We start from the raw sequence: 12854 nt of genomic DNA on the forward strand, positions 1-12854 counted from the left end.
CCGTTGCCAGCCGCCTGACTGCCGCATACCGCTGACGATGAGCAGGCAGCAAAACAGGCTCATTGCTCAGGGCTGGGCAACGCATCGCAGAAGACGGCGAGCTGGTCGAGCGCCGGGCTCGCGCCGTTGCGGACGTAGTAGCCGCTGGTGGCAGTGCCGGTGCACAGCGCCTGCTCGACAGTCAGGTCGGCAAGCAGGCCGAGGCAGAAGCCGGCGTTGAAGTTGTCGCCCGCGCCGGTCGACAGCTTCGGGTTGGCGACGAACGGGCCATAGAACGCCGCGGTGGAGACGGTCTTGCCATCATCACCCAGCCGAGCCGCCGCAGCGCCCCGGCGAGGATGAACGACGACACAGTGCAAGCCGAGCGTTTCGCGAATGTCGGCGGCGGTGCTCTGGATCGCGGCCTCGGCGTCACCATCAATGGCCACGCCGAGCACAGCGGCCACCTGCCCCGCCTCCTTGAGGTTCATGCCAAGCACGACGTCAGCCAGCTTGTTCAACTTCGAGCACATGCTCAAAGCGTGTTTGAGGTCGTCGGTCGTGCGCTTGGCCGGGTCCGCGAGGTCGATGAAAATCATCCGCCGACGCCCGTCCACTGTCGCAGGCGCGTTGGGCAGCACGCGCTCGATCAGATCGCACCAGATCGTTTCCTGCTTCGGCAGCATGGTCCAGTTGACCATGCCGATCAGTCGCGAGCTGGTGACGAGTTGATCGAACTTGTCTCGGCCGATCGCCGCGTGAATCTGCTCACAATCAAGGTTGGCTACCGACTCATATTTGCCCAGCATCAGCTTGCCGTCGGCGAATTCCAGCGCGTCGGTGTAGCCGGGCTCAACGACGGAATACACCTCGGCATGCTCCGCGAAGGGCTCGAACACCTCATGGATCGTCGGCTCGCCCAGGGCCCCCACGTAGCGGATCTTCAGTCCCGCCGCCGCCATCGCATTGCCCATGATCGGCCCGTTGCCGCCGAGCTTCTGCAAGGTGGTGACCATCTCAAAGTTGGCACTCTGGCCGGCGGCGGCGCTGATGCGGCCGCCGAAGTCGGCGATCGTCGCGATCGCGTCGTAACGGTCCAGGTCGTGCCGCTTGTCGACCACCTTGATAATCGAGTCGACAAAGCCGTCGAACCCGATCAAAACGGGCGTCGCGGCAGCGGCGGCGGCAAACTGGCGCAGCCCGGCGGCGGCGCTGCGGGCAATCTCAGCACGATCTGGCATAACGTTCGGCTCCATGACACAGTTGCGATGCGGGCGAAAGCGTAGCAAAACCCGCGTCGCGGGGCCAAACGGCCGCGGCCGCGATCAGGCGTAGCCCGGCAGGAAGTCCTTTTCAGCCTCGAACATCTCCAGCGTCATCTGCTTGATCTCGTGCGGGCAGCAGACCGCCGCGGTCAGCGGGTCCAGCAGCAATGAATGTACCGCTGCCTCCTTGCTGCGCTCGATGCAGGCGGTCGCGCCGAGGTCGAACATGGCCATATTGCTCGCACAGATGTGCGCCATCTGCGCCGGCAGCGCCCCGTAGCGGGTGGGGTTGACGCCGTTGCCGTCGATCATGCACGCCACTTCGACCGCCCCATCGCCGGGCAGGTTGGTAATGAGCTTGCCCGCTTCGCCGGCGTTTGCTTTGCCCGGCGCGGCGGCGTGGTTCATGACGTTGCCGTGGATGCGGACGGGGCTGTCCTTCTCCATCGCCTCGATGATCCACGATGCGTACTCCCACGAACGCTTGAGCTCGAAATCCTCTTCACCGCTGACCAGCTTCATCCGCTGCTCGTCGGCAAGGGATCGCCAGTTGGGCCAGTTGCTCGCGTAGAATCGGCTGCCACCTTCGTAGCCGAGGCGAAGCAGCTTTCGCCCCTCGTCGTGCTTACGGTAATAAGGCAGGTACTCGCTGAGGTGGCCAGAGCTTTCGGTGATGAACGCGCCGAAGTGGAGGCACATGTCTTTGCGGGTCAGGTCGCCCTGCTCGTATTCAACATTGACCTTACCGCCCCGGGTGTCCTCGCTGTCGAAGCGAACCTTACCCTGCTCCGCTTCCGCTCGGCCGGCTTTCAGCTCGCGGGCGAACTTTTCGTAGAGCACCGCTTCGTAAAGGTTACGGCCCTTGTGTTCGAGCTTCGTAAACCAGGCAAGGTGATTGATGCCGGCACATTCCCATCGCATCTCGTCGTAGGGCACGTCGGCGTATTTCGCCAGCAGATGGCTCGTGCCCTGCACGCTGTGACAGAGGCCGACGACGGGCACTTCCGGCACCGCCCTGCCCGCTGCGAGCACCATCATGCTCATCGGGTTGGTGTAGTTGAGCATCAGCGCGCCCGGGCACAGTTCGCGCATGTCGCGGAGGATGTCGAGAAAGACGGGAATCGTGCGCAACGACTTGAACAGCCCGCCGGGGCCGATGGTGTCGCCGATGCATTGGTCGATGCCGTACTTCAACGGTATGTCGTTGTCGTGCTTGACGCATTCGACGCCGGACACTTCGACGCAGCAGACCGCGTAGTTCGTGCCGGGCAGCACCTCCCGGCGGTCGGTGGAGGAACGGACCTTCCAGCCAGCCTCTTTGCCCAGCTCGCGGATGAGGCGTTCGACAACCTTGTGCATCGTGCCCAGGCGATCCTGGTCGATGTCGACGAGGCGGATCTCGCCGCGGTCGTTGCCGGGGATCAGCAACACGTCACGGCAGAGCGTGGGGCAGAAGACCGAGCCTGCGCCAAGAAAGGTCAGATTGATCGGCCGCTGAAGTTTGCCAGGCAAGCCGAGTTGCGAGTCGGCTTCCTTGGTGTGGGCGGCGTGCCCCTTGGCGTCGGCTTGTTTGGCGGCGGTGTCGGTGGCGGTCATTGGAAACATCTCCGGTTGGCGGATACGGGGGCGGACGTGGCCGACTCCCTGTTTGTGATCGATATGCTATTTTGCCGTCTGATTCTACAAACACCAGCGACAGAATGTGATTCGACAGGTACATTTTGTGATATGGAACTCGATATCTATCAACCGCTCGACACCGAAGTGCTGTGGCGGGTCAGTACGTTCGGCCGACAGCGGGTCGCCGCGGGGCAAACATACGCATGGGACAATGCCGCCCGCCTGCCCGTCGGCCGAGTGGTGGTGCAATCAACGCTGGCGGGGACGATCCGCTACCGCGACGCCCACGGCGAGCAGCGCGTCGGGCCCGGCGACCTGATGCTGGTCACGTACGGCGAATCAAGCGCCTACGGCTCGTCCGACCGCCCCCTCGACGAACCCTACGCCTGCCACTGGGCATGCCTCGACGGTGTGGGCCTCGTCGAGCACGTTCAGGCGTTCCGCAAGCAGTTCGGCAGCGTGATCCCGCTGGGCCTGCACCACCCGCTGCTGACGGAGGTGGATGAGTTGATCGCCATGGCACGGCCGACCGCGGGCACGTCCGCGATGGACGGCGCAGCGATGGTGTACGGGCTCATCATGCGGCTGTTCGAGCACGCCGAGCAACAGCGGATGCAGCAGCTTTCGCCGGTGCAGCGTGCGGTCGATTTTCTCGTGCGCGAGCCCTGCCGGGTGATGAGCCTGGAGGCGGTCGCGAGGCGATATGGCTGTAGCCGGGAGCACCTGAGCCGACTGTTCCATGAACGGACGCAGCAGACGCCGAACACGTACATCAATGCTGCGAAAACGCGCCGCTCGCTTCGGCTGCTCCAACACACCGACCTGCCGTTAAGCGAGGTCGCCTCACAAGCGGGCTTTCCAAGCGTGAAGACCATGCGGCGACACGTCCGCACAACCACGGGCCAAACGCCACAACAAACCCGCGAACACGCGACCATGCGCGTCCCCGTTGCCCGATGAGTCAGCCTTGCCAGCAAGGCGAGGCCGTGCGCTGAATCAAACCCCGGCCTGCATCCGACGTCGCCGCAGCAGCAGCGTCGCAGTGCCGAACAGCAGGATGCTCACCGTGCCCGGTTCGGGGATGACCGACCAGCCGATGTCCGCGAGGAAGGCGGCGTCGAGTTCGGTGAGGTACCGCCGTTCGCCGGCGGCGAGCGTCGGCCCCATCACCGTGTACTGAAGATCGCCATTGACGAGGTCGTAGCTTTGCAGGCTTGATGCGATGTGCGAGCCGTCGGAACTGACCGCGCCCGCTCCCGAGCCGAGCAGATCAGCGACGCTGCTGCCAAGCCAGGTGGTCCCGTCAACGAGGTTGTCCCAACTCAGCGACGAACCGATGCCCAACACGTGCAGCAGTTCGTGCAAAGCGACGGTATAGAAGTCGAACTTTCCCACGGCGACGTCAGTGGTGTGGTCGAAGTGCCAGAAGGCTTCCAATTGCCCCTGTGTGTCGGTACTGCCGCTGTTGTTGGTGTCGCTGTCAAACCAGATGTGGCCGACGGATACGCCATAGTCGACGGCCATTTGGAATGTTTGACCCTCTGCGGTGATAGCTGCCGTAAGCGTTCCGATATGAGGGCCGCCGTCGCGGAGCATGTTGTCGCTCGCACTGGCGTTAAAATTGTCTACGGCGATCCCCAGATCGCCAACAGCGGCAGGCGAGTAGGAATAAGGTACTGCCCCGCCGGAAGGCCAAGCTCCCCCTGGCCCCCCTTGCCCGAGGGTGTTGCCGGTGAGGTTACGAACCCCAGCAAACACGCGCACTTCATCGGCCGCCATCGGGCCGGAAGTCGTCGTCGAGGAACCCGTCGCGGGGTTGACGTAGCCAAAATCCCAATTTGCGGAGACCGACGCTTGGTTATGCTCGCCCTGATCGCTGGAACTGGTCGCGTTCAGCGGCGTCTGGATGTAATTGCTCAGGTCCGCCGCCGCCGCTTCCAACGCTGCCTGTGCGCCGCTGTGCGTGCTGATGAACGTGTCGTGCGTGTAGTCGACAACGATCGTGATCGCGTGAGCGGCGGTCGCTGACCACATGAGCGTCACAACGACCGTCAACGCGACAAGCGAAGTCCGTCCACCACGGTACTGAGACATAGGCATCTTTATCCCCCTTGCGGAAATGCAAGATCAATTTTCGAAACGCTTCTTCTCCACCGTCTCGATAGGCGACGACAGATGATTGACTGCTGGAAGTATATCGGCCGGCAATATCGCGTCAACGACTTTTTTACGCCCGGAAACACCAACGGGCCGAGCCAAGCTCGCAACCGCGTCACTTACTGATCGTCAACGGCGTGATCCCCGGCACCTTCTCAACGTCGCCCTTGGCGATCTTGTCAAAGCCGCTGCCGAGTTCCCCGATCGGGTCCGGCGGCGCGATCTCGACAACCTTCTCACCCAGCTTCGCTTCGCCTGCCTTTACCTTCGCCTCGAACTTCTTGCACTCGGCCAGCAGCGCAGCGAGGATTTCCTCCTCCGGCACGTTGGCGACCTTCTGCCCCTGCACATAGATGATCCCCCGCCGGTCGCCCGCGAAAATCGCCACGTCCGCCCCTTCCGCCTCGCCCGGGCCGTTGACGATACACCCCATCACCGCCACCTTGATCGGCAGCTCGATCTCCGCCTTCAGCGTCTCGCGCACTTCCTGCACCAGCGTAAACAGGTCCACCTGGATTCGGCCACACGTCGGGCAGGCGATCAGGTCCACGCCCTTACGCTCGCGCAGCTCCAGGCAGTAAAGCATCTCCAGCCCGTCTTCAACCTCGTAGACCGGATCGTTCGCGTAGCTGATGCGCACCGTATCGCCGATGCCGGACGCGAGCAGGTGGCCCAACGGCACAACGCTGCGGATCGTGCCCGTTTCCTTCGGGCCCGCGTGGGTGACGCCCAGGTGCAGCGGATGATCGAACCGCTTGGAGATTTCGGTGTAAGCCGCGACGACGAGCGTCGGGTCCGGCGACTTCGCACTGATGACGATGTCGTAGAAATCGCGCTCGTAGAAGATTTCCAGGTATTCCTCGAGCTTCGCGATCATGATGGCGAGGAAGTGGCCGTGCTTATCGTTGGAGAAAACGCCGCCGAGCTCTTTCATGCGTTTCTGTTTGTCTTTGCGCTCGATGATGGAGCCTTCGTTGACGCCGATGCGGATGGGCAGCTTCTTTTCCTTGCACGCGTCGATGACCTCGGCGACCTGTTTCTTGTCGGAGATGTTGCCCGGGTTGAGGCGGATTTTGTGCACGCCGGCCTCGATCGCTTCGAGCGCCCGCTGGAAGTGAAAGTGCACGTCGGCGACGATCGGCACACGCACCTGCGGGATGATCTGCTTGAGCGCCTCGGTATCTTTTTTCATCGGCACCGCCACGCGGACGAGGTCCGCGCCAGCGGCGGCCATGCGGTTGATCTCCGCGACGCAGGTGTCGATTTCATAGGTATAGCCGGCCGTCATCGTCTGGATGGAGACAGGCGCGGGCTGCGTGCCGTGGGCACCGCCACCGATTTTAACGATGCCGTGCTGTTCGTCGCCGAGGGTGACCTGTCGTGTGGGGCGTCGTTGGATCATGGGTGCCAAGCTTGAGGTACAGGGTTCATCGGTTCACGGATTCAGTGCGACAGTATAGGTGATCCACCCGCCGTTCGAACAGTGCCCCCAGGTGCGCCCCCGCCAAGGGAAAAAGATGCTTGGCAAACTATGCATGAAATCGAAGCCGCATGCCGATAAAGTGTTTCACTTTCGTAAGAAACAGACTTAAGGGCTCCTGTTCGCATCGTCCACACAAACCCGATACCTTACGCGACTTGAACTTGCACATGGCACGGCACGGCCCACCGGCTTGGGCGCGTCGTGGCCCACAATCCTGACACGGTCCCCGAGTCGATCCAGAGCCGGCCGATCGCTTCTCCAGCACAAGTCGAATTCCGCCATGCTCGAAAATCTCGCCATTCTCCCGCCGCTGATGGGCATCGCCGGCCTCGCCGCAGCCTACTTCGTCTACCGCATCATCATGGCTCACGATGGTGGCGAGGGTCGCGTCGCTTCGATCGCCGACCAGATCCACCGCGCCGCCATGACGTTCATGGCGCGGGAACTGCGCGTCATCACCATCTTCACCGTCCTCATCGGCGTCCTGGTCGCCTACTTCATCGGCTGGCCCACGGCGGTCGCCTTCTTCGCCGGGGCCATCTGCTCCTCCGCCGCCGGCCTGATCGGCATGTACACCGCCACCAAGGCCAACGTCCGCACCGCCGTCGCCGCTCACAAGCACGGCCGCGACCGCGCCCTCTCGCTCGCCTTCTTCGGCGGCTCCGTCATGGGACTCACCGTCGCCGCCATGGGACTCGTCGGCATCGGCGGCCTCTTCCTCCTGTTCATCGTCTGGGGCGTCGCCGGCGGCGAAGGCGACAAGAGCGCCTACGCCATCGAAGGCTTCGCCATGGGCGCGTCCATCGTCGCCCTGTTCTACCGCGTCGGCGGCGGCATCTTCACCAAGGCCGCTGACGTCGGCGCAGACCTCGTCGGCAAGGTCGAAGCCGGCATCCCCGAAGACGACCCCCGCAACCCCGGCGTCATCGCGGACAACGTCGGCGACAACGTCGGCGACGTCGCAGGCATGGGCTCGGACATCTTCGAAAGCTACTGCGGCTCGCAGATCGCCACCATCATCATCGCCGCCACCATGAGCCTCACCGCCGCCACCGGCCTCGTCACCCGCGACATGGAGGAAGAGGCGATTCGCATGGCCCTGATGTTCCTCCCGCTGGCGCTGACGTCCATCGGCCTGGTCTGCTCCGTGCTTGGCATCATGGCCGTCCGCTGGGCGTCCAAACTCGACCCGGCCACCGCCCTCCGCGTCGGCACGCTCGGCGCTGCCGGCCTGTTCATGATCGCCGCCTTCGTCGCGGTGCAGATGCTCGGGCTCAGCTGGCGGGTCTGGGCGGCCGTGTTCATCGGCGCGCTCGGCGGTGTGATCATCGGCAGCGTCACCGAGTACTACACCGGCGGCAAACCGGTGCGCGACATCGGCAAGTCGTCACGCACGGGCGTCGCGACGGTCATCATCAACGGCATCGCAGTCGGCCTCGAATCGGTCGTCGTACCCATCCTCACCATCGCTGGCATCATCCTCGCCTCCTACATGTTCGCGTTCGAGTACGGCGTGGGCATCGCCGCCGTCGGCGTGCTCGCCACGGTGGGCATCACGATGGCGATCGACGCCTACGGCCCTGTCGCCGACAACGCCGGCGGCATCGCCGAGATGTCCGCCATGGGCAAGGAAACCCGCGACATCACCGACGGCCTCGACTCGGTCGGCAACACCACGGCCGCCATCGGCAAGGGCTTCGCCATCGGCGCCGCCGGCCTCGCCGCCCTGACCATGATCAAGGCCTTCATGAACGTCGTGCAGGAAACGCACGGCGTACGCATCGGCGAAGCCGACTACATCTTCACCCTCGACCTCGGCAACCCGATCGTCCTCTCGGGCATCTTCCTCGGCGGACTGACCGCGTTCCTCAACGGCTCGATCACCATGAAGGCCGTCGGCGGCGCCGCGTTTGAAATGATCGAAGAGATCCGCCGACAGTTCCGCGACATCCCCGGCCTGCTCGAAGGCAAGGCCGAGCCCGACGCCGAGCGATGCGTCGAGATCGCCGCAAACGGCGCCATGAAACGGCTGATCTTCCCCGCCATGCTCGCCGTGGGCATGCCCCTGCTGGTCGGCTTCGGCCTCGGCGCGCAGGCGCTCGGCGGCATGCTCGTCGGAGCGCTGATCTGCTGCGTCGCACTCGCCCTGTTCATGGCCAACGCCGGCGGCGCGTGGGACAACGCCAAGAAGTGGATCGAAGAAGACAACGAAGGCGGCAAGGGCTCGCCCGCACACGCCGCCACCGTCGTCGGCGACACCGTGGGCGACCCGCTCAAAGACACCTCCGGCCCGTCGATGAACATCCTCATCAACGTCATGGCCATCTGGTCACTCGTCATCGCCCCCCTGCTCGTGCCCGTCGCCGGCTGGCTTCAGTAAACCGCGACGTCCAACATCCCGCCCTTGCCCCAACAGCCCCACGTTGCCGCGTGGGGCTGTTGCTATGATGGCTGCACCTTCACATACAGGGGCGCAACATGCCATACGCCATTGCCGACGCCGACGCGACGCAAACCATCGACCTGCACGACGGCGGCGCACGCTTCGTCCTGCCCACGCGACAGCTCGGCGTCTTCCGCTGGCTGGGCGTGGCCCTCGTCGGCGGAGCGCTGCTGTTCGGGCTCATCCCCCTGGGCTTCATCATCACCATGGTCCGCGATGGCGAAGCGTTCTACTTTCTCATCGTGCCCCTGTTGATCCTGCTGCCGATCGCCTTACCCATCGCGCTGGGGCTGTTTCTCTTCGCAGGCCATTCGGAAGTCGAAGTCAACCGAACGCAAATGATCTACACCGAGCGCTGCGGGGCGCTGCGCAAGCGATGGCGTCGGCCGTTGCAGGACATCACCTCATTGCGCGTCGTCGGACTGGACGACCCCGCGTTGCAATCGCAGTCGATTCGCCCCGCCTCTTCAGGCCAGTTGCCCTCAGCGCTAAGCCATCTGTCAGCGCTCGTGGTTCGCACGGATAACCAGAAGCCGATGCACGTTGGCATCGGCTACAGTCGTGCGTTGCTCGAACCGCTGGCCGCGGCGGTCAGCGAACGCGCCGCGACGTTCGTCGGCTCACCCCTGCGAATCGAAACCGGTGATGACGCCGACAACCTCGCGTTCGGGCATGACGGCCAGCGCAATCGCCCGCTCACACTCGACGATCTGCCCGCCCCCCCTGCCAAGGCGACCGCGCTGCTCGAGCGCAACGACGTCGGGCTGACCATCCTTGTCCCGCCCGCAGGCCTGCGCGGCGCAAAGGGGCTCTTCGGCTTCAGCCTGCTGTGGTGTGGCTTCATGGTCGTATTCACCGGGCTCACGCTATCAGGCGAGTTGGACCTCGGCCAAACCGAGGTCTGGGCCTTCGCCGCGTTCGCCCTCGGCTTCTGGGCGATCGGCATCGGCATGTTCGTGTTCGCCCTGAACATGGCAAAGCGAAAGGCGATCATCGACATCATCGGCGACACGCTCGTCATCAGCCGACAGAGTCTGTTCGGCACGAAACAGCACGAATGGACCGCCGACCAGCTTCGCGACATCGTCGTCGGCCCCAGCGGCATGGAAGTAAACAAGCGGCCGATCATGAACCTTCAGATCATCCCCCACGAAGGCAAAACGCTCGGCCTGTTCAGCGAACGCGCGGACGATGAGTTGGAATGGATCGCCAAAGCGCTAAAACTCGGCCTGCAGATCGGAAGGAATTGATGATCGCTAATTGCTGATTTCTAATGGCTGATTGGGGAGCCTCACAATGCAATCAGCGATTAGCAATCATCAATCAGCAATTCCATTCGGCCCGAGGCGGACGATCGTCCGTGGGCTGAAAGGAAACTCGACGAGCAATTGACGAACGTCGTCGCCCGACACGGCCATCAGCCGTTCGATCTCGTCTTCCAGCGTCGCGTAGGCCTGCAGATACTGCCAGCGCGTGCCAAGGTCGCGCATTCGGCCGCCGGGGCGCTCGCTCTGCAACGTCACCTGCGTGGCAAGCTTGTTCTTCGCGCGTTCGATCTCGTCGTCGGCGACATCGCCGTCGCGGGCGAACGCATCGATGGTGGCCAGCAGCTTTGCCTCGACCTGCGCCGCCTTGTCCGGGTCGCATGACGCGTACGCCATGTACCCGCCGGCCTGGTCGTACGGAATGAACGAGAGGTCGGCCTCGTCCGCCTCGCCCGGATCAACCAGCGCCCAGTAAATACGCGACCCCTCCGCATCGCCCAGCACGTCGGCGAGCACCTTCGCGGCGTATCGGCGGTCGTCCTGCGCGTTGGGGCCGGGACACATCAGGGCCATGTAATGTCGCGAAAGCTTCTTGTCGGTCAGCGACCGCTCGCAATCAACCGCCGGCGGCGCGTCGTAGCGACGCTGAGCGCCGCTGGGCTGCCATTCGCTGGTCAGCTTCTCGATATCTTTCACCAGCGCGTCGAAGTCGATCTTGCCCGCGGCGCTGACCACGATGTTGTCCGCACTGTAACGATGCGAAAAGTAGTCTCGCATCTGCTCCGCGGTGAGCTGCTTGACCGTGTCGTTCGTGCCCAGCACGCGGAAGCCAAGCGGGTGCTGCGGGAAGTAAAGCTCCAGCAGCGTGTCCTGCAACCGCCACTGCGGGCGGTCGTCGTACATGCCGATCTCTTCGAGGATGACGTTCTTTTCCATCTCGAAGTCGTCGGTGCGCAACGCCGGGCGCAGAATATCGCCCAGCAGGTCGACCGCGCGCGGCAGGTACTCGGGGAGCACCTGCGCGTAGTAGACCGTCTGCTCGTGACTGGTGTAGGCGTTGTAGTCCGCGCCGATCTCGTCAAACTCGCGGTTGACGTCGTCGGCAGATCGGCGGTCCGTCCCCTTGAACATCATGTGTTCGAGGAAGTGGGACACACCCATGAGCGGCGCGTCTTCATCGCGAGCGCCGGTCTTGACGAAAAAGCCCACCGCCGCGGTGTGCGCCGCGTCATTACACTCGGCGATCACGCGCAGGCCGTTGGACAGTTTGTGGTTCTTGAAAGTCAGGGGCATGCGAATTTCGGATTTCGAATTTCGGATTTCAGGATTTGGGAAGACGACTTGAACGACGCGTTGCCGGTCAAATTCGAAATCCCAAATCCGAAATTCGAAATATCTTTCAACCGGCGACCTTGTCGAGTTCGCCCTTGAATTCCTGCTTGGGCGTTACGCCGACGAATTTGTGCACGACTTCGCCGCCCTTGAAGAGGATGACGGTGGGGATGGCGCTGATGTTGTACTTCATCGAAACATCGCGGTTCGCGTCCGTATCGAGCTTACCCACCTTCACCTTGCCATCGTATTCGCTGGCAAGTTCGTCAATGGTCGGCGCGAGCATACGGCAGGGCATGCACCATTCGGCCCAGAAGTCGACGAGGACGGGCGTGTCGCTGTTGACAACCTCGGCCTCGAAGTTTCCATCGGTCAGTTCCAGCACGTTGTCGCTGGCCATGTTGGCATCTCCTGCGTTCGGGAAAGCGGGGCAAGCCCGCTAAAGGGGAAACAATCGCCATTGATTCTAGGGCGGACATGGCTGATCATCAACCAAACGATCCGCCCCGCTCCCGCGTGCAAGGCGTTTGCCCGACCATGACCACACCGCAAATCATCCATCGCGTGACGCGCCAAACCAACCATCGGCCGTGGGCGATGCCCGACCGCCCCTGGGTCATGGCGATGCGATGGCACACGCTGCTGTTCGCGCACTGGCCTGTCGATGCCGCGCGACTGCGGGCCGTGCTGCCCGCTTCGGTCGAGCTTGACACCTTCCAGGGCCACGCATGGCTGGGCGTCGTGCCCTTCGGCATGAGCCGCGTCCGACTGCACGGCCTGCCCCCGGTCTGGCCGGTGGCGAGCTTCCTCGAACTGAACGTCCGCACATACGTCACGGTCAACGGCAAGCCGGGCGTCTGGTTTTTCAGTCTTGATGCCGCCAGTCGGTTGGCTGTACGCGGCGCACGGTGGAGCTACGGCCTCCCCTACTTCGACGCACGCATGCATTGCCAACGCGACGATGACGACTGGGTGAGCTACCAAAGCAATCGCACGCACCGCGACACCCCACCCGCCGCGTTCGCCGCCCGCTACCGCCCTGTCGGCCCGCCTGCCAACGCCGCGCCGGGCTCGCTCGAACAATTCCTCTACGAACGCTACTGCCTCTACACCGTGGACCGCCGCGGCCGACCGATGCGTGGCGATGTGCATCACGAGCCCTGGCCCGTTCAACCTGCCGAGTTGCAGACCGAGCAATTGGACATGACGCGACTGGCTGGCGTTTCGCTCGACGGCGAGCCGACGCTGCTGCATTACGCGGATCACATCGACGTCATCGCCTGGCGACCCGTGTCGGCCTGAACGCTTGC

General features: G+C 63.6%; 10 protein-coding genes. 4 read left to right on the forward strand and 6 right to left on the reverse strand.

What is annotated here, in order from left to right:
- Positions 1–59 precede the first annotated feature (59 nt).
- Both ACERK3_00160 and ACERK3_00165 read right to left on the reverse strand, forming a co-directional pair.
- Positions 60–1220: a PfkB family carbohydrate kinase gene (locus ACERK3_00160; GenBank protein ID MFA9476693.1), complete on the reverse strand. Its 1161-nt coding sequence runs from the start codon at positions 1218–1220 to the stop codon at positions 60–62.
- Positions 1221–1304: 84 nt separating this feature from the next.
- On the reverse strand, positions 1305–2840 hold the full coding sequence (locus ACERK3_00165; GenBank protein MFA9476694.1) for an alpha-glucosidase/alpha-galactosidase: 1536 nt from the start codon (positions 2838–2840) through the stop codon (positions 1305–1307).
- Between the two features lie 132 nt (positions 2841–2972).
- Between ACERK3_00165 and ACERK3_00170 the strand changes: the two genes are divergently transcribed.
- Positions 2973–3824, forward strand: coding sequence for a helix-turn-helix transcriptional regulator (locus tag ACERK3_00170; GenBank protein ID MFA9476695.1), 852 nt, complete (start codon positions 2973–2975; stop codon positions 3822–3824).
- A 36-nt stretch (positions 3825–3860) separates the two neighbouring features.
- On the opposite strand, the gene ACERK3_00175 is transcribed toward ACERK3_00170, so the two are convergent.
- A complete protein-coding gene (locus tag ACERK3_00175) occupies positions 3861–4964 on the reverse strand; it encodes a PEP-CTERM sorting domain-containing protein (protein MFA9476696.1) in 1104 nt (367 codons plus the stop codon).
- Between the two features lie 172 nt (positions 4965–5136).
- Positions 5137–6423, reverse strand: coding sequence for a flavodoxin-dependent (E)-4-hydroxy-3-methylbut-2-enyl-diphosphate synthase (ispG, locus tag ACERK3_00180; GenBank protein ID MFA9476697.1), 1287 nt, complete (start codon positions 6421–6423; stop codon positions 5137–5139).
- Between the two features lie 361 nt (positions 6424–6784).
- Between ispG and ACERK3_00185 the strand changes: the two genes are divergently transcribed.
- Entirely contained in the window at positions 6785–8884 is a 2100-nt protein-coding gene (locus ACERK3_00185) for a sodium-translocating pyrophosphatase (protein ID MFA9476698.1), read from the forward strand.
- 98 nt (positions 8885–8982) lie between these two features.
- Positions 8983–10197 (forward strand): hypothetical protein, encoded by a 1215-nt coding sequence (locus ACERK3_00190; protein MFA9476699.1) that lies wholly within the window; start codon positions 8983–8985, stop codon positions 10195–10197.
- 69 nt (positions 10198–10266) lie between these two features.
- On the opposite strand, the gene ACERK3_00195 is transcribed toward ACERK3_00190, so the two are convergent.
- Both ACERK3_00195 and trxA read right to left on the reverse strand, forming a co-directional pair.
- The gene (locus ACERK3_00195) at positions 10267–11505 is read right to left on the reverse strand and encodes a M16 family metallopeptidase (protein ID MFA9476700.1); all 1239 of its coding nucleotides are present in this window, start codon (positions 11503–11505) and stop codon (positions 10267–10269) included.
- Positions 11506–11611: 106 nt separating this feature from the next.
- Positions 11612–11944 (reverse strand): thioredoxin, encoded by a 333-nt coding sequence (gene trxA, locus ACERK3_00200; protein MFA9476701.1) that lies wholly within the window; start codon positions 11942–11944, stop codon positions 11612–11614.
- Between the two features lie 137 nt (positions 11945–12081).
- Between trxA and ACERK3_00205 the strand changes: the two genes are divergently transcribed.
- The gene (locus tag ACERK3_00205; protein MFA9476702.1) at positions 12082–12846 is read left to right on the forward strand and encodes a YqjF family protein; all 765 of its coding nucleotides are present in this window, start codon (positions 12082–12084) and stop codon (positions 12844–12846) included.
- The last annotated feature ends 8 nt before the right edge of the window (positions 12847–12854 follow it).

This window comes from Phycisphaerales bacterium AB-hyl4, assembly GCA_041821185.1.
Classification (GTDB): domain Bacteria; phylum Planctomycetota; class Phycisphaerae; order Phycisphaerales; family Phycisphaeraceae; genus Natronomicrosphaera; species Natronomicrosphaera hydrolytica.

What these genes read in the sequence shown, in the direction of transcription:
- ACERK3_00190 (MFA9476699.1), top strand. Translation starts at nt 8,983, where the DNA reads ATGCCATACGCCATTGCCGACGCCGACGCGACGCAAACCATCGACCTG.
- ACERK3_00175 (MFA9476696.1), bottom strand. Translation starts at nt 4,964, where the DNA reads ATGCCTATGTCTCAGTACCGTGGTGGACGGACTTCGCTTGTCGCGTTG.
- trxA (MFA9476701.1), bottom strand. Translation starts at nt 11,944, where the DNA reads ATGGCCAGCGACAACGTGCTGGAACTGACCGATGGAAACTTCGAGGCC.
- ACERK3_00165 (MFA9476694.1), bottom strand. Translation starts at nt 2,840, where the DNA reads ATGACCGCCACCGACACCGCCGCCAAACAAGCCGACGCCAAGGGGCAC.
- ACERK3_00205 (MFA9476702.1), top strand. Translation starts at nt 12,082, where the DNA reads ATGACCACACCGCAAATCATCCATCGCGTGACGCGCCAAACCAACCAT.
- ispG (MFA9476697.1), bottom strand. Translation starts at nt 6,423, where the DNA reads ATGATCCAACGACGCCCCACACGACAGGTCACCCTCGGCGACGAACAG.
- ACERK3_00170 (MFA9476695.1), top strand. Translation starts at nt 2,973, where the DNA reads ATGGAACTCGATATCTATCAACCGCTCGACACCGAAGTGCTGTGGCGG.
- ACERK3_00185 (MFA9476698.1), top strand. Translation starts at nt 6,785, where the DNA reads ATGCTCGAAAATCTCGCCATTCTCCCGCCGCTGATGGGCATCGCCGGC.
- ACERK3_00195 (MFA9476700.1), bottom strand. Translation starts at nt 11,505, where the DNA reads ATGCCCCTGACTTTCAAGAACCACAAACTGTCCAACGGCCTGCGCGTG.
- ACERK3_00160 (MFA9476693.1), bottom strand. Translation starts at nt 1,220, where the DNA reads ATGCCAGATCGTGCTGAGATTGCCCGCAGCGCCGCCGCCGGGCTGCGC.